This is a genomic window from Falsiroseomonas oleicola (genome assembly GCF_019029495.1).
GTDB lineage: Bacteria > Pseudomonadota > Alphaproteobacteria > Acetobacterales > Acetobacteraceae > Falsiroseomonas > Falsiroseomonas oleicola.
Genome location: NZ_JAERQM010000002.1, coordinates 223,115 through 240,922, shown reverse-complemented (window position 1 = coordinate 240,922; position 17,808 = coordinate 223,115). Strand labels below are relative to the sequence as shown.

Genomic DNA, 17,808 nt, shown 5'->3' with positions numbered 1-17,808 from the left:
CATGGGCGGGATCGTGATTCCGGCGTGGCTGATCCGCGCCCGGCCGGGCGGCGACGTGGCGCTTGGCCTCGGCGTGGTGCTGCTGGTGGCGGTGCTGGTGGTGCCGCTGCCAGGCTGGATGCTCGATATCGGGCTGGCGCTGTCCATCACCGCCTCCGTGCTGGTGCTGATGGTGTCCCTGTTCATGACCCGGCCGCTGGACTTCACCAGCTTCCCGACCGTGCTGCTGCTGACGACGCTGCTGCGCCTGGCGCTGAACGTCGCCACCACGCGCGCCATCCTGACCGATGGGCATCAGGGGCCGAACGCCGCCGGCAGCGTCATCTCCGCCTTCGGCAGCTTCCTGATGGGTGGCGACGTTCTCGTCGGCCTCATCGTCTTCGCCATCCTGCTGCTGGTGAACTTCGTCGTCGTCTCCAAGGGCTCGGGCCGTATCGCCGAGGTCGCGGCGCGGTTCAGCCTGGATGCGATGCCGGGCAAGCAGATGGCGATCGATGCCGACCTTTCCGCCGGGCTGCTGACCGAGGACCAGGCGCGCCTGCGCCGGCGGGAGCTGGAGGAGGAGAGCGGCTTCTACGGCGCCATGGACGGTGCCGCGAAATTCGTCCGTGGCGATGCCATCGCCGGCCTTGTCACCACGCTCATCAACCTGCTGGCCGGCATCGCCATCGGCACCGTCCGCCAGGGCCTGCCCTTCGGCGAGGCGGTGTCCACCTATTCCATGCTGACAGTGGGTGATGGGCTGGTCGGGCAGATTCCGGCGCTGCTGGTCTCGCTTGCCGCCGGTATCGTCGTCACCAAGGGCGGCGTGCAGGGCCGTGCCGACCAGGCACTGGTGCTGCAATTGGGCGGTTCCAAGCCGCTGGCGCTCGCCTCCGGCGCCGCCGTGGTGATGGGGATGCTGCCGGGGATGCCGCTGATCCCCTTCCTGGCCATCGCCGGGGCCGCCGCCTGGGGCGCGCGGATGCAGCACCAGGTGATCCAGGCCCAGCGCGCCGTGGACGAGGCGCCGCCACCGCCGCCCGGCGAACCGCCGCTGAGCGATTCGCTGAAGATGGACCTGCTGCGGCTGGAACTCGGCTATGGCCTGCTGAGCCTCGCCGCCGGCGACGCGCCGCGGCTGTCGGAGCAGATCAAGACGCTGCGCAAGACCACGGCGCAGGAGCTGGGCTTCGTGCTGCCCAGCGTCCGCATCCAGGACAATCTGCAACTGCCGCCCGACACCTATGTGATCCGGGTGAAGGAGATCGAGGCCGGCCGCGGCGTGCTGAAGCCGCCCTTGCATCTCGCCATCGACCCCTCCGGCAACCCGCCGGCCATTCCCGGGGAGCGGGTGCAGGAGCCCACCTTCGGCCTTCCCGCCGCCTGGATCGAGGAATACCGGCGGGAGGAAGCGCTGGCGCTGGGCTGCACCGTGGTGGATGCCGCCGGCGTGCTGGCGACACACCTCACCGAGGTGACTCGGGAAAACATGCCGGAGATGCTGTCCTTCGCGGAAACCCAGAAACTGCTGGACGAGATGGCGCCGGAGCATAAGCGCCTGGTCTCCGACCTGGTGCCGGCGCAGGCCAGCATCGGCACGGTGCAGCGGCTGCTGCAATCGCTGCTGGCGGAGCGGGTTTCCATCCGCGACCTGCCGACCATCCTGGAAGGGATGCAGGAAGCGGCGGCGGCCGGGGCGCGCTCGCTGGGGCCGATCCTGGCCACGGTGCGGATGCGCCTGGCGCGGCAGATCAGCGACGCGGCGCGCGGCCCCAATGGCTATGTGCCGATCATCGCCTTGTCCGGCGAATGGGAACAGGCCTTCGCCGAATCGCTGGTCGGACCCGGGGAGGAAAAGCAGCTCGCCATGGCGCCGTCGAAGCTCTCCGCCTTCATGGGGGCGCTGCGCAACGCCTTCGATGCGGCGAGCGGGGCGGGTGAGCCGGCGGTGCTGGTCTGCTCCGGCTCCATCCGCGCCCATGTCCGCGCCGTGGTGGAACGCTTCCGCCCGGCCACCAGCGTGCTGGCGCATACCGAGATCCATGCCCGCGCCCGCATCCGCACGGTGGGGAGCGTCGCATGAAACTGCGCGTCATCCGTGCCGCGCGCATGTCCGACGCCATGGCGCAGCTTCGCGCAGAGCTGGGCGAGGATGCGGTGCTGCTCTCCACCCGCCGCGTCGCCGGCGGGGTGGAGGTGACGGCGGCCCAGGAACAGGACGATGAGCCGCTGATGATCGCGCCGGATTCGGCGCGCAACCACCGGCCCATCCCGCCCGACCTCGCCCGCCACAACGTGCCGGCGGCGCTGGCGCAGAAGCTGGCGCAGGGCAGGCTGGCCACGGCGCTCGGCACGGTGCTGGGCTTCGGCAAGCTGCCGCTCGGCCCGGCGCCGATGCTGCTCTGCGGCCCGCCCGGCGCGGGCAAGACCCTGACCACGGCGAAGCTCGCCACGCGGCTGGTGATGGCCGGCGCCAAGCCGCTGCTGATCACCGCCGATGGCAAGAAGGCCGGCGCGGCCGAACAGCTCGCCGCCTTCGCCCGGGTGCTGGACCTGCCCTTGGCCATCGCCAGCGGCCCGGCGGCGCTGGCCAAGGCGCTGGCGCGGCGGGCGGAGGGTCAGCCGGTGCTGGTCGACCTGCCCGGCTGCGACCCCTTCAACCCGGTCGGCGCGCGGGGCCTTGCCGCGCTGCTGGACGTGGCGAAGGGCGCGCCGGTGCTGGTGCTGCCGGCGGGGCTCGACGCCGATGAATCGGCCGAGACGGCCAGCGCCTTCCGGCTGCTCGGCTGCCGCTGGCTGCTGCCGACCCGGCTGGATGCCGCGCGGCGGCTGGGCGGCGTGCTGGCGGCGGCGGCCACCGGCCTGAAGCTGACCGAGGCCGGCACCGGCCAGGATGCCGTGGCCGGCCTCGAACCCCTGTCACCGGAATGGCTGGCGAAGCGCCTGGCGGCGCCAGCCCTGCGGGAGGATCTCGCCTCGTGAGTGGACGCATCATCGCCATCGCCTCCGGCAAGGGGGGCGTCGGCAAGACCTGGCTGTCCATCACGCTGGCCCAGGCCCTCGCCCAGCAGGGGCGGCGCGTGGTGCTGATGGATGCCGATCTTGGCCTCGCCAATGCCGATGTGCAGCTCGGCCTGAACCCGGCGCGGGACCTGGCATCGGTGCTGGCCGGCGCGGCACCGGAGGATGCGGCGATGCCGGTGCCTGCCGGCTTTCACCTGTTGCCCGGACGGTCGGGCAGCGGCGCGCTCGCCGGCCTGTCCGGCGCGGCGCTGGAGGAGGCGCTGGCCCTGCCGCGCCGGCTGGCCGCGCGCTTCCAGGATGTGGTGCTGGACCTGGGCGCCGGGGTCGATGCGGCGCAGCGGCGCATGGCGGCGCTGGCCGACCTGCTGCTGGTGGTGGCGACGGAGGAGCCGACCAGCCTGACCGACGCCTATGCCGTGCTGAAGCTGCATGCCCAGGATCAGGACCAGGATGGAACCGCGCGGCCGGCGCGGCTGGTGGTGAACCTGGCCAGCAGCCCCGCCGCCGGCCAGCGCACCCATGCGACGCTGGAAGCCGCCACCCGGCGCTTCCTCCAGCGCGGCCTGCCGCTCGCCGGCGTGGTGCGGCGGGATGCCAAGGTGCCGGATTCGATCCGCCACCAGACCCCGCTGCTGACCCGCCATCCGGGCAGCCCGGCGGCCACGGATGTGCGGGCGCTGGCGCGGGGGCTGGGTTAGCCCCGGCCCAGCACCAGCAGCACGCCGGCCACCGGCACGCCCTTTTCCTGCCGCAGCGCCGTATCCTCCCGCGCCAGGGGCGAGAGGCCCGCTGCGGCGGCAAGTGCCAAGACATGGGTGGGGTCGTGGCGGTAGCGCAGCCCCTCCCCCAGCGCGAAGGCGTCGCCCTTCCCGGCTTCCAGGCTGAAGGCGGCAACGCCGCCCGGCGCCAGCGCCCCGGCGATTCCAGCCAGGGCCGGGCCCAGGTCGCCCAGGTAGTTCAGCACATCCACCGCCGCCACCAGGTCGAAGCCGGCCGGGCGGGTTGTCAGGAAATCGACCAGCTCGGCCTCGTGCAGCGCGTCGTACAGCCCGCGCCGCCGCGCCTCCGCCAGCATGCGGGGCGAAAGGTCCAGCCCCTCCATCCGCCGCGCCCAGGGTTTCAGCGCGAGGCCGGACAGGCCGGTGCCGCAGCCGAGGTCGAGCACCCGGCGCGTGCCATCCGCCGCGACGCCCGCCTGCGCCAGCAGCGCCGCCAGCAGCGCAGGGGTGCGGTAGCCGAGGCGGCCTTCCAGATCGGCGTCGAAACGCGGGGCATATTGGTCGAACAGGTCGCGCACATAGCTGGCCGGGGCGCGATCCGGCGGCGCCTCCGCCCCCAGCGCCGCCAGCAGGAAACGGGCCTGCTCGGCCAGGGCCGGGGCCAGGCCCGGCACGGCCAAAGCGCGTCGCGCGGCGGCGGTGGCGCCTTCCTGTCCCGCTTCCCGCAGGGCATGGGCCAGGGCGATCCAGGGCTCGGCGGCCTGGGGGGTGATCTCCACCGCCCGGCGCAGCGGGGCCACCGCCTCCCCGGCCCGGCCCATGGCACACAGCGCCTGGCCGAGGTTGCGCAGCGCGGTCGCATCCCCCGGCCGCCGGGCCAGCGCCGCGCCCAGCGCGGCCACTGCCGCCTCCAGCAGGCCGGCCTCCGCCAGGGTGGCGCCGCGGCTGGCCAGGAAGACGGCGCTGTCCGGCTGGGTCGCCAGCGCCTGGGCGGAGAGTTCCAGCGCCGCCGCCAGGTCCCCGCGCTGCCGCGCCGCGACGGAAAGCAGGTTCAGCGCATTGCCATCCCCCGGCCGCAGCTTCAGCACGCGGCGGTACAGTCGCTCCGCCAGCGCCAGGTCGCCGCGCGCGTGGCGGGCCGCGCCGTCGCGCAGCAAATCGTCAGCGGATGCTTGCGCCACGCCGTTCCCTTCCGCGATGCTTGCGCCGCATGACCTCTCCCCCATCCGTCAGCCCCGGCCGCGACATCAGGGTGGATTTCCTGCGCGGCCTGGCGCTGTGGTTCATCTTCATCACCCATACGCCCGGCAATCTGCTGGCGCACGCCACGCTGCGCAATGTCGCCTTCTGCGATGCGACGGAGGTCTTCGTGCTGCTGGCCGGATACGCGGCGGGCATCGCCTATGGCCGCATGCTGGAACGCGATGGCTGGCTGACGGCCGGGGCGCGGATCGCGGGGCGGATGGGCACGCTGTATGTGGCGCATATCTTCCTGTTCGTGGTCTTCGCCGCCCAGGTCGGGTTTTCCGCTGCCGCGCTGAACCAGGCCGCCTATCTGGACGAGCTGCATCTCGACCCCTTCGGCAACGAGCCCTATCGCGCGCTGCTGGAGGCGCTGCTGCTGCGCTACCAGCCGCATTTCCTGGACATCCTGCCGCTGTACATCGTGGTGATGGGGCTGTTCGCCCTGGCGCTGCCGCTGATCCGCCGGCCCGGCTGGCTGCTGGGCCTGTCCATCGCCATGTATGCGGCGACCCGGCTGAGCGGCTTCACCCTGCCGTCCTGGACCGGGGGTGGCTGGTTCTTCAACCCCTTCGCCTGGCAATTGCTGTTCGCCATCGGCGTGGTGCTGGGCCGGGCCGATCCGGTGGCGCTGGCGCGGCGCTTCCCCTGGCATCGCGGGCTGGCCGTGGCGGCCTTCCTGGTGCTGCTGGCATCCGCCCTGGCGCTCAACCTTGTCTGGCACGGGCCGGGCTTCGGCCTCTACGCGCCGGAACGGCTGGCGGCGGGCCTCGCCACGGTGGACAAGGCCGGGCTGCACCCGGCGCGGCTGGCGTCCGTGCTGCTGCTCGGCTGGCTGGTGGCGCATCTGATTCCGCGCCAGGCGGGCTGGCTGCGCCATCCGGTGCCGGCGGCCTTCGTGCTGATGGGCCAGCAGGGGCTGCCGGTGTTCTGTTCCGGCATCTTCCTGTCCTTTCTCGGGCGGCTGGCGCTGGATCAGCAGTCGGGCGCGCTGGCGCAGGTCGCGGTGAATCTGGTAGGGCTGGCCGCGCTGTATCTCGTTGGGCTGGTCTCCGCCTGGTATGGCGGCGAAGGCAAGCGCAAGGCCAAACCCGTCTTGCCCGTCGCGGCGGAGGCCGCTAGGCCATGAGCGTCATGCGCGCTTTCGCGAAACGCACCCTGGCCGGCCTCCTGTTGTCCAGCCTGTGGGCCATGCCGGCGCGCGCCGCCGAACCGGCCTGCGATGCGCCGGCGGAGGCGCTGGAAGCAGCCCCCATGGCCGGGGTCTTCGCCGCCCTGGCGCATACCGACCTGCGCATCCTGGTGGTGGGCAGCGCCTCCACCCAGGGGGGCGGCACCTCGGGCCCCGCCGCCACCTGGCCGCTGCGCCTTCAGGCCGTGCTGGCGGAGAAGGTGCGCCCGGTGGCGGTGCAGTTGGAGGTCTTCGGCGCCCGCGGCACCACCGCCGCCGACCATGCCCGCATCCTGGCCGAGCAGGGGCCGCGTGTGCGACCCCATCTCATCATCTGGCAACTCGGCACGGTGGAGGCCGCGCGCGGCCTGCCGGTGGAGGAGATGGCGGAGGCGGTGCAGGGCGCGGTGGAACGGCTGCGCGCCATCCGCGGGGAGCGCACGGATGTGGTGCTGATGGATCCGCAATTCTCCCGCTTCCTGCGCGGCAATGCGGATGTGGAAAGCTACCGGGACTGGCTGCGCGTGGCGGCCGCGGCCAGCGGGGCGCAGTTGTTCAGCCGCTGGGCGATCATGCGCCATTGGGTGGAGACCGACCGGATCGACCTGGAACGGGCGCCCCGCGCGCGCCGCGTCGCCGTGGCGGATGAGCTGCATGACTGCCTGGCCCACGCCCTGGCCGAATTCATCCTGGATGGCGCGCAGCGGGGGCGGCGGCACCGGCGCTGACGGCGCTTCGGTTCGCGGCCGCAAAGCATGACATCGTTGCAACGCGGCATGCGGAACCGGGCAGGCCACCATGCGCTGTAGTCCCATGAATTGTCAGCAGCAACCCCTTGTCGGATCAGCACCGCCGCCCAGGCCGGTTACGGCCCCCCGTCCCTCCCCGGCCTTTGATCGCTGGTTGCAGGACGAGCTGGCGCGTCGCTATGACGACGCGCTGGCCGAGCCGGTGCCGGAGGAGCTGCTGCGGCTGCTCCGCACCACGAACTGAGGGTCCGCTCAGAAGCGGATCTGCGTTCCCACATAGATGGTGCGGCCCTGGCCCGTGCCGATGGTGCTCAGGAAGGGCGTATAGGCCTCGTCCAGCAGGTTGGTGACGCGGGCATTCACCTGGATCGCGGGCGTCACGTCATAGGTCGCGAACAGCCCGAGCAGGTTGTAGGGATCGCCACCCTGGCTGGCCTCGCCGGCCGTGAAGGTGGCATTGCCCCCGGCCACGAGCCCGCCCGAGACGTAGTCCCAGCGCGCACCCACCGTCAGCTTCTCCTCCAGGAACCGCGCCCCGGCGCGCAGCGAGACCACGTCGTCCGGCGTGTACTGGCTGGCGCCCAGGCCCGGAAGCTGGCTCGGCAGGCGGGAATTGGTGTGGGTGTAGCTCAGGCTGGCGAAGACCACGCGCGGATCGTAGCTGATCTCCGCCTCGAAGCCGTCGAGCTTGGCGGTACCGGCGACGTTCTGGAACTGATAGGCGCGCGCTGAGGGAACGTAGCTCGTCGCGATATAGTCCTCCACATCCATCATGAAGTAGTTCAGCCGCGCGCTGAACACGTCGTTCGGCCGCAACAACCCGCGTCTGCGAACGTTCACGCCGAATTCCCAGCCCTGCTGCGTCTCCGGCTGCAGGTTCGGATTGGGGATATAGGAGCTGGAGACGGTGCCCGGATGATCGCCGCCCAGCATCGTCTCCTGCAAGGTCGGCGCGCGCATCGAGCGTGACCAGGTGACGAAAGGCTGAAGCCAGTCCGTGACATTGGCCGCCAGCGTGATCTTCGGATCGACCGAGCCTTCCGAGATATCCACATCATAGGCGCCATAGTTTCTGCTGAGCACGCCCGAGCCGTTCAGCGTGTAGTGATTGTAGCGCAGCGCCGGGGTCAGGTCGAAAATGCCGTAGCTGAAGGTGTTCTCGGTGAAGATGCCGAGCAGGGAGCTGGTGCCGTCGCCCGGATTGACCCCGCCATTCCGCGACGACACGTCGTCGTGGAAATACTCGAAGCCCGTGGTGCTGCGCACCCGCACCGGGCCGAGATTGAAGCGTGACGTATTGGCGGCATCGAAGCCCATGCCGACATCCTCGATGACGCGACCGAGGGCGGTGCCGGTGCCGCCGGTGTATTTCATCGACAGGTCGTTGCGATAGGCATTGACCCGCAGGTCGATCAGCGGATTGCCGGGGTTGTAGCGGTAGTTCGCCGTCAGCGTGCGGTTCTCCACCGTCTGGCGGTAGGAGTTGGCGTAGAAGTCGTTGTCGTAGAACACGCCGCCCAGCGACAGCGTATGGCCGCTGCCGAAATCGATATTGGTGCGCAGCAGGCCCGACAGCAGTTGCTGGCCGGAATTGGCCACGCTGTTGCCGTCGCCATCCTGGTAGTTGTCCGAATTGCGATGGCTGATCGCGCCGACCACGCCGATGCCGCCCGATCTCGCGCCGGCCGCCAGCATCTCCTGGAATCCGACGCCATTGCTGCCCCAGGACAGGCGCGTCAGCCCGCCCATCGTCCGGCCCTGCGCCACCACGTCATCGACATCGAGCGTGCGGAAATTCACCGTGCCCGCCAGAGCGCCGCCGCCGACGCCGGTGACGGCGCCGCGCGTCACGTCGATATCGGCCAGCAGGTTCGGATCGACATAGGTGAAGCCCGCCGCCTCATGGCTGGTGAAGCGGAAGTTCTGGCGCGCGCCGTCGATCGACATGTTGACGCGGCCAGAGCCCTCGAAGCCCCGAATGTTCACTGCGACGCCCGGCTGCTGCGCGGACTCGCGCGTAAAAGTGCCGGGCACGCTGCGCAGCAGGTCATCGAGGCTGAGGGCGCCTTCCAGGTTCAGGCGGTCCTGGCCGATGGTGCTGCGCGCGCCGGTGTCGCCCGGCTCGGTCACCACCACGGGGCTGAGGCGCACCGTCTCCCGCGCTGCCTCCTGCGCGCGGAGGGCCGGCGCGGCGAGCACCATCCCCATGGCGGTGCCCGCCATGAGCCAGTTGGGGAAGGATGGCATGACTTCGATCTCCGTCCTGCCGCGACAGGGGGTGCCGCGGCGCCTGTGTCATTCGCGGGCCGGGCTGGTCGCCGTGACGGTGCGGCGGCCTGGCTGGGGTGGCTGCGGCAGGGTTACTGCGAATACGACTTATTCGCAAATAAACTCGTGAAGAAAGGCGGCGATTGGCGGTGACGAAGCGTAACGCGGACAACGCCCGTGCCGCCGCCCTCGACACGGGCAGCGGCAGCCAGGCGGCGCCGGATCAGAACAGCCCCTCGATCCGGCCCTCCGCATCCAGCCCGATCGTCTCCGCCGCCGGGCGGCGCGGCAGGCCGGGCATGGTCATGATCTCCCCGCAGACCGCGACGACAAAGCCGGCGCCGGCCGAAAGCCGCACGTCGCGCACCGGCAGCGTGTGGTCCACCGGCGCGCCGAGGGCGGTAGGGTCGGCGCTGAAGGAATACTGCGTCTTGGCAACGCAGACCGGCAGATGGCCAAAGCCCTCCGCCTCCCACCGCGCCAGTTTCTGCGCCGCCGGGGCGGGAATCGCCACGTCCTTCGCGCGATAGACCTGCTGTGCGATGGTCCGCAGCTTGTCGGCCAGGGGCATCGCATCCGGATAGAGCGGCTGGAACCGCGCCGCCCCCGCCGCGATGCGCGCCTGCACCGCCTGGGCCAGCTCCGCCGCGCCCGCCGCGCCGTCCGACCAATGGGTGCAGAGGATCGCCTGGGTATCCAGCCGCGCCATGGCCGCCTGCACGGCGGCGATCTCGGCCGGGGTGTCGCTGGTGAAGCGGTTCAGCGCCACCACCACCGGCAGGCCGAATTTGTGCATGTTCTCGACATGGCGGGCGAGGTTCGCCACGCCGCGCTCCACCGCCGCCACATCCTCCTGCCCCAGGGCGGATTTGGCGACGCCGCCATGCATCTTCAGCGCGCGGACGGTGGCGACGATGACACATGCCGCCGGGTTCAGCCCGGCGAGGCGGCACTTGATGTCGAGGAACTTTTCCGCACCCAGATCGGCGCCGAAGCCGGCCTCCGTCACCACCACATCGGCCAGCCCCAGGCCCATCCGCGTGGCGACGACGCTGTTGCAGCCATGCGCGATATTGGCGAACGGCCCGCCATGCACCAGCGCGGGGCTGCCCGCGATGGTCTGCACCAGGTTGGGCGAGAGCGCGTCGCGCAGCAGCGCCGCCATGGCGCCATCCGCCTTGATGTCCCGCGCCGTCACCGCCGTTCCGTCGCGGCGGCGGCCGACGATCATCCGGCCCAGCCGGTCCTGGAGATCGGCCAGGTCCTTCGCCAGGCAGAACACCGCCATCACCTCGGAGGCCACGGTGATATCAAAGCCGTCCTCCCGCACCACGCCCTGGCTGGCCCCGCCCATGCCGACCACGCAATCGCGCAGGTTCCGGTCGTTCATGTCCATGGCGCGGCGCCAGGAGATGCGGCGGGGGTCGAGGTTCAGCTCGTTGCCCCAGTACAGGTGGTTGTCCACCATGGCCGAGAGCAGGTTGTTCGCGCTGGTGATGGCGTGGAAGTCGCCCGTGAAATGGAGGTTGATGTCCTCCATCGGCAGCACCTGGGCATGGCCGCCGCCCGTCGCCCCACCCTTCACCCCGAAGCAGGGGCCGAGGGAGGGTTCGCGCAGGCAGATCATGGTCTTCGTGCCCAGCGCGTTCAGCGCATCGCCCAGGCCGATGGTGGTGGTGGTCTTGCCCTCCCCGGCCGGGGTCGGGCTGATGCCGGTGACCAGCACCAGGGCGCCGGGCGGGCGGGCGGAGGCCTCCGCCACGAAATCCGTGCCGATCTTGGCCTTGTACTTGCCATAGGGCTCCAGCGCCGAATCGGGGATCCCGGCGCGGGCCGCGATCTCCGCGATCGGGCGCAAGGTCGCCGCGCGGGCGATGTCGAGGTCGGTGGCCATGCTGGTGCTTGCTCCCTGCGATGCCTCCGCGCTTATCGGGACATGGCCTTGGGGGCAAGCCATGCCAGTCAGCGCAGCAGGGCGAAGCCCAGCGCCATCAGCAGCACCAGAAGGCCGGTCAGCAAGGCGAGCAGTATGGCGAGGCTGCGGCGCATGGGACGTTCCTCAGGCCAGTTCGAAGATTTCGGTCTGGATCCGGGCCGCAGGCAGGCCCATGCCCAGCAGCGCCTGTTCCGCCGCCGCCGTCATCGGCGTCGGCCCGCACAGGAAGCAGTGCAGCAGCGGGCGGGGTTCGGCGGGGAGATACGCCTCCAGCACCTGCCGTGTCACGAATCCGCTCTCGCCTTGCCAGCCCTCCGGCGGGTCCTCCAGGATATGGATCAGGCGCAGGTCGAGCCGCGCCGCCAGCGTCTCCAGCTCCTCCCGGAAGGCCACATCCTCCCAGCCCTTGTTGCCGTAGAACAGCCAGACCGGCCGCCGGTCGCCGCGCGCGGCCAGGCTGCGCAGCATGCTGAGCATCGGCGTGATGCCGATGCCGCCGACGATGCCGACAATGCCCTCCGCCTCCGGATGCCGGTCGATGGAGAAGACGCCGAAGGGCGCGTCGATCCAGGCCGGGTCGCCGGGGCGGACCTCCCCGATCCGGCTGGTGAAATCGCCCAGCTCCTTGATGCCGAATTCCAGCCGCGGCAGGGATTCGGGGGCGGAGGCGATGGTGAAGGGATGCTCGCGCAGCCCGAAGGGGGAATTGCGCAGGGTCAGCCAGGCGAACTGGCCCGGCAGGAAGCCGCGCAGCCCGGCATGGCCCTCCGGCTCGATGGCCAGGGTCCAGACATCGTTGCGGCCGGGCCGCACCTCCACCACCCGCCAGGGCGCGCGCTTCTGGCGCAGCGGCTTCACCAGCCGGACCCAGACCAGCAACAGCAGCCAGGACAGGGTCGCCGCCAGCCACAGCGCCCGGTTCATGGGCGATGCGGTGAAATAGCCGATGCCGATGATATGGGCGACCGCGGCCCCGAAGCCCAGCGTCGCCAGCACCACATGCAGGTAGCGCCACAGCCCGTACTCCAGCCGCAGCAGCTTCCGCCATTCGGAGGTGACGACGGCCAGGCCGAACAGCACCAGCGCCGCGCGCCCCGCCGTCAGTTCCCAATCCGCCTCGAAGGGATTGATGGTGGGGCCGAGGCGGTCCTCGTACCACAGCCACAATATGCCGAAATGCGCAGCCGCGATCGCCAGGGCGATCCAGGCCAGGTAGCGGTGGAACAGGTAGATGATGTCGACGCCGAAGGGCGAGGTCATCGGCCGGATGCGGGCGGTCAGGGCGAATTGCACGCCCATCATCGCCATCCCGGCGAAGCCGAGCGCCATGGAGAAGTTCCACCAGAAGTCCCGCCCCGGCGGCACCTCGCCCAGGAACAGCAGCGCCTGGGGCGTCAGCACCAGGATCAGATAGAGCGTAATCCAGGCTGCCTGGCGGATCGCCATGCCTTCCTCCCTGCCATTCCCGGTTCGAACGCAGCGGCGGCGCGGACGTTCACCGGATGCTCCAGAACCTCCGCACCGCCGCCGCGCATGTCCCGGCGGGCGGCTTCGATGCCGTCGCCAACTCCCCGGATGACGACCGAACCTTCCAACAGGCGGACATCGCGCGCTGGCGCGAAGTGGTGCGCAGCGCCAACATCCGCGCGGAATAGCGCGCGGCGGTCGCGCGCCTTGACCTGCATCAAGGACGCATGACGCCACCACGCCGATGAACGTCACGTGGCGCCGCGATGGGCGCGCGCCGCGGACGAAAAGGCTGAGACTATGACAAGGAAGTTCTGCGCGATCGCCCTGGCGGGGATGGTCGCGGCAATGCCGGCAGTTGCGCAGGATGTGCGCGGCAAGCAGGCGGGCGATCTGGTCCTGGGCGCCAGCATCATCGGCGTGCTGCCTTCCAATGGCGGCAATACCAGCATCGGCGGCACTCCGCATGCGAGCGCGACGGCGACCCCGCAACTCGACCTCAGCTATTTCCTGACGCCGAATTTCGCGGTGAACGTCATCGCCGCGACCTCGCGCCATGATGTCAGCGTGCGCGGGCTGGCGGGCGGCAATATCGATCTCGGCCGCGTCTGGGCGCTGCCGCCGACGGTGACGCTGCAATACCACCCGCTGCCCGCCAGCCGATTCAGCCCCTATCTCGGCGTCGGGCTGAACTACACGGTGTTCTATGGCGAGGGCGGTGGCCGCAGCGCCGGCATCAGCCATGTCGATGTCGAGAATGCCTGGGGCTTCGCGCTGAATGCCGGCGTGGATTACGAGATCACGCCGCGCTGGGTCGCCAATGTCGATGTGAAGCGGCTGTGGCTGCGCCCGGATGTCAGCGTGAACCATGGCGCGGTGCGCGCGGAGGCGAATCTCGACCCGTGGATCATCGGCGCCGGCATGCGCTACCGCTTCTGACACCTTCCATATCGTGATCGCAGGATGCCATGCCGCACCCCATCTGGTGCGGCATGGCCAGTCCCTGCATCGATGTCTGCCGTTATGACGAGACCACCGGCTTCTGCTTCGGCTGCGGCCTGCTGAAGCGGGAGAAGAAGCGCTGGAAGAAGGATCGCGAGGACCGCCCCGCGATCCGCGCCGCCTTGCCTGACCGCATCGCGGAACTCGCCGCCGCCGGCCACAGGACCGGCGAGGCGGCGAAAAAGAAGAAATGATCCGGAGGCCCTATGAAGCGGTCGCCTCGCGCCGGCAGACGCTGTCCAGCGCCGCTTCCAGCCGACTCGTGAAACCGGCACAGTCGCCCAGCGTGCGCGCCCAGGCATCGCCCGCCAGCACCTGCTTCGCCGCCGCATGGCGGTCCCGGTCGGTGGCCAGCGCGATGGCGCGGGCAACATAGTCCTCGCGGCTTTCGGTGATGCCGTCCGTCAATCCGATCGCGGTCAGCAGGCTGGCCGCCATGCGCGCGGCAAAGGCCTGGCCGGCGAGGGTTAGCAGCGGCAGGCCCATGCGCAGCGCGTCGCTCGCCACCGTCCCGGAATTATAGGGCGTGGTGTCCAGGAACAGATCCGCCAGCCGCATGCGTGCGAGATAGCGCGCCGGTTCCACCCGCGGGCCGAGCACCAGCCGATGCGGCGGCAGGCCGGCGGCTTCCATGCGCGCACGCAGATTCGCGCTGGCGCCGTGCCCATCCTCGGCCAGCCAGAGCACGGAGTCCGGCACGGCGTGGAGGATGCGCAGCCAGTCGGCGAACATCGTCTCCGTGATCTTGTAGAAATTGGCGAAGCAGCAGAACACGAAGGCGTCCTGCGGCAGCCCCTCCTCCGCCCGCGTCAGCACCGGAAGTTCCGGCATGCGGCTGTCATTCGCCTGGTACAGGCCCTCGATCGGCAAAGGCCTCGGCGCGTAGAGATGCGCGCGGTCCGGCGGCACCGCCACGGTGTCGCACAGCAGAAAATCCAGCTCCGGCAGGGGCACGTTGCCGATATAGCCGAGATAGGTGCCCTGCACCGGCGCCGGCTTCCAGCGCAGCACGCCCATCCGCGCGCCGCGCGTCAGCCCGTTCAGGTCGATGAGGATGTCGATTTCGTCCGAACGGATGCGCCGCGCCGCTTCCTCGTCGCCCATCGCACCGATGCGCACATGATGGTCCAGCGCGCCGATGACGCGCGCGCGGATGTCGCTGCCATCCTCGGGGGAGGAGCAATAGCCAAAGACCTCGAAGCGCGCGCGATCGTGGCGTTCCAGCACCTCCGCGATCAGGAAGCTCATCGCATGGCGGCAGAAGTCGGAGGAGAGGTAGCCGATGCGGATCCGGTCGTGGCGATAGCCCTGCGCCGGCGCCAGCCGCTCCGGCGCCGCCGGCACCTTGCGCTCTAGCCAGGCGGCGACGATGCGGCGTTGCAGGTCGATATCGTCGAACAGCGCCAGCGCGCCGAGTGGGCCCGCATGAAGCTGCGCATCGGCCTCCGCCAGCCCCGGAATGTCGCCGGCATGGATCGGCCACAGGCAGAGCTTCTGGCGCAGATGCGTCCAGTGCTGCAGCACATCCGGCTGCATCGGGTCGCTGACCAGGCTGGCGCGCAACGACTGCTCGGCCTCGACGAAGCGGCCGGATTGTTCCTGCACACGGCCGCGCTGGTTCAGCAGGTTGCGGCGCGTCGCCTCCGGCTGCAGGGCTGCGCCCCAGGCGGCGAGCGCCGCCTCCGCCTGCCCGGTCGCTTCCAGCGCGAGACCGAGATTGATCGCCGCCTCGTGGAAATCCGCCTTCAGCGCCAGGGCGTTGCGGTAGCAGATCACCGCCTGGCCGGGATCGCCCGCCTGGGCCAGCTCCACGCCCAGGTTGAACCAGGCGGCCATCGCCTGGGCATGGCCGGGATTGGCGGCGAGCCAGGCCTGGTAGACGGCGACGGTCACGCCGCGCCGTCCCTCCCGCGTCGCCTGTTCCACAAGCGGCAGCAGCCCTTCCAGGCGGAGGGCGCGCAGCGCGCGCTGGCGCCGCGCCTCCTCCGCGGGCGGCAGCAAAGGCGGCCAGGCCGGGCCGGCGATCAGCCCGGCGAGCCAGCCGAGATCCAGCGTCTCCATCGGCAGCATCGCGTTCATGCCGCGCTCCACAGCCGCGCATCCGGCGGCAGCTTCTGGAAGCCATCGCGCCGCGCCAGCCTTGCGCGCCAGACCGCCTCGTAGTCCGGCACGGTGAACAGCTCCCGCGCATCATGGTCCTCGGCGAGGCCGAGATCGAGACAGGTGTCGAGATTGGTGAGATCCGGGCGCGGCAGCATGCCGTCGCGGAAGGCAGCCCACATCGCCTCGAACTGCGCCTCGATGGCGCGCACGAAAGCCTCCGTGTCGAACAGCACGGAGGTTTCGCGCAGGGCCAGCAGGCGCTCGCGATAGGCCCGCAGCAGCACCACATCATTGCCGAGCGCGATGGCCTGCGCCACGTAGTCTTCCGGCGTCGCGCAGACGAGTTCCGGCACGCCGGCCGCGCGCACCAGGCTGGCGCAGACACGGCTGGCAAAGCCGCGGCCCGGCAGGGTCAGTACCGGCGCGCCCATCCACAGCGCGTCAGACGCGGTGGTATGCGCGCCATAGGGCGCCGTATCCAGGAACAGGTCGGCGGCGGCGTAGCGCGCGACATGGTCCGCATTGCCCGCCATCGGCGCGAAGACCAGCCGCGCCGGGTCGATGCCCGCCGCCGCGGCGCGTTCGCGCAGCTTCACATCCACCGCATCGCTGGATTTCAGCAGCCAGAGCACGCTGCCGGGCACGCCCTGCAGCACCCGCATCCAGCGTTCGAAGACGAAGGGCGTGATCTTCTGGGCGCCGTTGAAGCAGCAGAACACCACCGCATCCTCCGGCAGGCCGAGCGAGACGCGTGTCGGCGTGGCCGCCACCTGCCGGTGCCGGTCATTCGGCTGGTAGCAGGGCAGCCGCAGCACGGCCTCCGAATACCAGGCCTCCGACCCCGGCGGGATGATGGTGTCGTCGGCCAGGATATAGTGGTGATAGGGCGTGCCCATGGTGCCGGCATAGCCGAGCCAGTTGACGATCACCGGCGCCGGCCGGCGCGACAGCAGTTTTGTGCGCGCGCCGCGCGTATGGCCGTTGATGTCCACCAGGATGTCGATGCCATCCGCCAGCATCAGGGCCAGCGCCGCGTCGTCGTCCAGCGGCGTGATGTCGGTCCAGTGCTCCGCGCTGTCGCGGATGCGCGCCTTCACCGCATCCTCCTGCGGGATGCCGCAGTAATAGATGAAGACCTCGAAGCGCGACCGGTCATGCAGGCGGTACATGTCGGCCGTCAGATGGCCGATGGCATGGGAGCGCAGGTCGGAGGAGAGGTAGCCGATGCGCAGCCGGCGGCCCGGCGCTGCCGCACGCCGGTCGGCGAAATCCGCATCGCTGCGGAATTCCGCCGGCACGCCGGTCTCGGCCTGGGCATAGGCGGCGGACAGTGCCAGCGCCATCAGCGGATCATCCGCATAGGTCACGAAGCTCAGCGGCGCCATGCCGCGCAGCAAGGCGGTGCGGTCCAGCGGTCCGACCGGCTCCAGCAAGGGCCAGGCGCATTGCCGCTGGCGCAGGCTGATCCAGTGCTGCACCACGTCGCGCATGGTCGGCGCGATCTCGATGATCTGGCGCAGATGCGCCTCCGCCTCCGCATGGCGCTGCTGCGATTCCAGCACGCGCGCGATGTGCTTCAGCGCCGTCGTCTTGTAGGCCAGCGCATCGCCGGTCACCGCGGCGAGGCTGGCCGCCGCATGCGCCCAATGCGCGACCGCCGGCTCCACCGCGCCGAGCCGTTCATAGACCACGCCCAGATTGATGAAGGGCGGGATGAAGGCGGCGTTGCGCCGGATCGCCTCGGCGAAGGCGGTGGCCGCCCCGGGCAGGTCATCGAGGCCGGACAGCAGCACGCCGTAATTGAAATAGACGGCATGGCCCAGCGGGTCCGCCGGGTGGCGTTCCAGCCAGTCGCGATACAGCGCGGCCGCCTGGCGCGGCTCCCCGAGGCTGGCAAGCTGATGCGCCGAGCCGAACAGCTCCGCCACATTGTCGATCCGCATGCTTCCATCCTGGCGCGCTGCAACGGCCGCGCAGCATGCCAAGCGGGGATGAAGAAGCGGTTACCGGCGCACCGATGCGCATCCGCATTTTTCCGCGACCCAAATTCACCAGCCGTCAACGGATCCTCCCTACTCTGCCCCCACGCCGGGACGACAGAAGGTCCACCCGCTTGCGTCGCGCCGCCTGCAACCCGGAATCCGT

Annotated in this window: 14 protein-coding genes; 8 read left to right on the top strand and 6 right to left on the bottom strand. The window is 70.5% G+C overall.

The features are described from left to right. The first annotated feature begins 1 nt into the window (after position 1). Genes flhA through JJQ90_RS08010 form a run of 3 tightly spaced genes read left to right on the top strand, consistent with a single transcriptional unit; the run spans position 2 to position 3,704 of the window. Positions 2 to 2,065: a flagellar biosynthesis protein FlhA gene (flhA, locus tag JJQ90_RS08020; RefSeq protein WP_216874191.1), complete on the top strand. Its 2,064-nt coding sequence runs from the start codon at positions 2 to 4 to the stop codon at positions 2,063 to 2,065. Continuing rightward, positions 2,062 to 2,964, top strand: coding sequence for a flagellar biosynthesis protein FlhF (locus JJQ90_RS08015; RefSeq protein WP_216874190.1), 903 nt, complete (start codon positions 2,062 to 2,064; stop codon positions 2,962 to 2,964). Before flhA ends, JJQ90_RS08015 begins: the two co-directional genes overlap by 4 nt. After that, positions 2,961 to 3,704 carry a nucleotide-binding protein gene (locus JJQ90_RS08010; RefSeq protein ID WP_329959408.1) on the top strand — a complete coding sequence of 248 codons (744 nt, stop codon included), beginning with the start codon at positions 2,961 to 2,963 and terminating at the stop codon, positions 3,702 to 3,704. Before JJQ90_RS08015 ends, JJQ90_RS08010 begins: the two co-directional genes overlap by 4 nt. Here JJQ90_RS08010 and JJQ90_RS08005 read toward each other — a convergent pair. After that, the gene (locus JJQ90_RS08005; protein WP_329959407.1) at positions 3,701 to 4,906 is read right to left on the bottom strand and encodes a methyltransferase; all 1,206 of its coding nucleotides are present in this window, start codon (positions 4,904 to 4,906) and stop codon (positions 3,701 to 3,703) included. The two genes, JJQ90_RS08010 and JJQ90_RS08005, sit on opposite strands and share 4 nt — an antisense overlap. 29 nt (positions 4,907 to 4,935) lie before the next feature. Here JJQ90_RS08005 and JJQ90_RS08000 point away from each other — a divergent pair, with 29 nt between their 5' ends. Then, complete coding sequence (locus JJQ90_RS08000) at positions 4,936 to 6,096, top strand: OpgC family protein (RefSeq protein ID WP_216874187.1); 1,161 nt, start codon at positions 4,936 to 4,938, stop codon at positions 6,094 to 6,096. Then, complete coding sequence (locus JJQ90_RS07995; RefSeq protein WP_216874186.1) at positions 6,093 to 6,866, top strand: SGNH/GDSL hydrolase family protein; 774 nt, start codon at positions 6,093 to 6,095, stop codon at positions 6,864 to 6,866. The genes JJQ90_RS08000 and JJQ90_RS07995 overlap by 4 nt, the downstream gene beginning before the upstream one ends. 273 nt (positions 6,867 to 7,139) lie before the next feature. Here the strand turns inward: JJQ90_RS07995 and JJQ90_RS07990 are convergent, their stop codons facing one another. The 3 genes from JJQ90_RS07990 to JJQ90_RS07980 all read right to left on the bottom strand — a co-directional run bounded on the left by JJQ90_RS07990 (position 7,140) and on the right by JJQ90_RS07980 (position 12,537). Next, positions 7,140 to 9,134 (bottom strand): TonB-dependent receptor domain-containing protein, encoded by a 1,995-nt coding sequence (locus tag JJQ90_RS07990; protein ID WP_216874185.1) that lies wholly within the window; start codon positions 9,132 to 9,134, stop codon positions 7,140 to 7,142. Positions 9,135 to 9,378: 244 nt separating this feature from the next. After that, positions 9,379 to 11,049, bottom strand: a complete 1,671-nt coding sequence (locus tag JJQ90_RS07985) for a formate--tetrahydrofolate ligase (RefSeq protein WP_216874183.1) — start codon at positions 11,047 to 11,049, stop codon at positions 9,379 to 9,381. 165 nt (positions 11,050 to 11,214) lie between these two features. Further along, positions 11,215 to 12,537: a ferredoxin reductase family protein gene (locus JJQ90_RS07980; RefSeq protein ID WP_216874181.1), complete on the bottom strand. Its 1,323-nt coding sequence runs from the start codon at positions 12,535 to 12,537 to the stop codon at positions 11,215 to 11,217. Positions 12,538 to 12,593: 56 nt separating this feature from the next. Here JJQ90_RS07980 and JJQ90_RS07975 point away from each other — a divergent pair, with 56 nt between their 5' ends. The 3 genes from JJQ90_RS07975 to JJQ90_RS07965 all read left to right on the top strand — a co-directional run bounded on the left by JJQ90_RS07975 (position 12,594) and on the right by JJQ90_RS07965 (position 13,754). After that, positions 12,594 to 12,746, top strand: a complete 153-nt coding sequence (locus tag JJQ90_RS07975) for a hypothetical protein (protein ID WP_216874179.1) — start codon at positions 12,594 to 12,596, stop codon at positions 12,744 to 12,746. A gap of 112 nt (positions 12,747 to 12,858) precedes the next feature. After that, the gene (locus JJQ90_RS07970) at positions 12,859 to 13,497 is read left to right on the top strand and encodes an OmpW/AlkL family protein (RefSeq protein ID WP_216874177.1); all 639 of its coding nucleotides are present in this window, start codon (positions 12,859 to 12,861) and stop codon (positions 13,495 to 13,497) included. A gap of 29 nt (positions 13,498 to 13,526) precedes the next feature. After that, positions 13,527 to 13,754: a DUF1289 domain-containing protein gene (locus JJQ90_RS07965; RefSeq protein WP_216874175.1), complete on the top strand. Its 228-nt coding sequence runs from the start codon at positions 13,527 to 13,529 to the stop codon at positions 13,752 to 13,754. A 10-nt stretch (positions 13,755 to 13,764) separates the two neighbouring features. On the opposite strand, the gene JJQ90_RS07960 is transcribed toward JJQ90_RS07965, so the two are convergent. Together JJQ90_RS07960 and JJQ90_RS07955 are read right to left on the bottom strand one after the other, a co-directional pair. Next, positions 13,765 to 15,639, bottom strand: a complete 1,875-nt coding sequence (locus tag JJQ90_RS07960; protein WP_216874173.1) for an O-linked N-acetylglucosamine transferase, SPINDLY family protein — start codon at positions 15,637 to 15,639, stop codon at positions 13,765 to 13,767. Continuing rightward, positions 15,636 to 17,606 carry an O-linked N-acetylglucosamine transferase, SPINDLY family protein gene (locus JJQ90_RS07955; RefSeq protein WP_216874171.1) on the bottom strand — a complete coding sequence of 657 codons (1,971 nt, stop codon included), beginning with the start codon at positions 17,604 to 17,606 and terminating at the stop codon, positions 15,636 to 15,638. Before JJQ90_RS07955 ends, JJQ90_RS07960 begins: the two co-directional genes overlap by 4 nt. Between the last annotated feature and the right edge of the window lie 202 nt (positions 17,607 to 17,808).

What these genes read in the sequence shown, in the direction of transcription:
- flhA (WP_216874191.1), top strand. Translation starts at nt 2, where the DNA reads ATGGGCGGGATCGTGATTCCGGCGTGGCTGATCCGCGCCCGGCCGGGC.
- JJQ90_RS08015 (WP_216874190.1), top strand. Translation starts at nt 2,062, where the DNA reads ATGAAACTGCGCGTCATCCGTGCCGCGCGCATGTCCGACGCCATGGCG.
- JJQ90_RS08000 (WP_216874187.1), top strand. Translation starts at nt 4,936, where the DNA reads ATGACCTCTCCCCCATCCGTCAGCCCCGGCCGCGACATCAGGGTGGAT.
- JJQ90_RS07995 (WP_216874186.1), top strand. Translation starts at nt 6,093, where the DNA reads ATGAGCGTCATGCGCGCTTTCGCGAAACGCACCCTGGCCGGCCTCCTG.
- JJQ90_RS07990 (WP_216874185.1), bottom strand. Translation starts at nt 9,134, where the DNA reads ATGCCATCCTTCCCCAACTGGCTCATGGCGGGCACCGCCATGGGGATG.
- JJQ90_RS07985 (WP_216874183.1), bottom strand. Translation starts at nt 11,049, where the DNA reads ATGGCCACCGACCTCGACATCGCCCGCGCGGCGACCTTGCGCCCGATC.
- JJQ90_RS07980 (WP_216874181.1), bottom strand. Translation starts at nt 12,537, where the DNA reads ATGGCGATCCGCCAGGCAGCCTGGATTACGCTCTATCTGATCCTGGTG.
- JJQ90_RS07975 (WP_216874179.1), top strand. Translation starts at nt 12,594, where the DNA reads ATGCTCCAGAACCTCCGCACCGCCGCCGCGCATGTCCCGGCGGGCGGC.
- JJQ90_RS07970 (WP_216874177.1), top strand. Translation starts at nt 12,859, where the DNA reads ATGACAAGGAAGTTCTGCGCGATCGCCCTGGCGGGGATGGTCGCGGCA.
- JJQ90_RS07965 (WP_216874175.1), top strand. Translation starts at nt 13,527, where the DNA reads ATGCCGCACCCCATCTGGTGCGGCATGGCCAGTCCCTGCATCGATGTC.
- JJQ90_RS07960 (WP_216874173.1), bottom strand. Translation starts at nt 15,639, where the DNA reads ATGAACGCGATGCTGCCGATGGAGACGCTGGATCTCGGCTGGCTCGCC.
- JJQ90_RS07955 (WP_216874171.1), bottom strand. Translation starts at nt 17,606, where the DNA reads ATGCGGATCGACAATGTGGCGGAGCTGTTCGGCTCGGCGCATCAGCTT.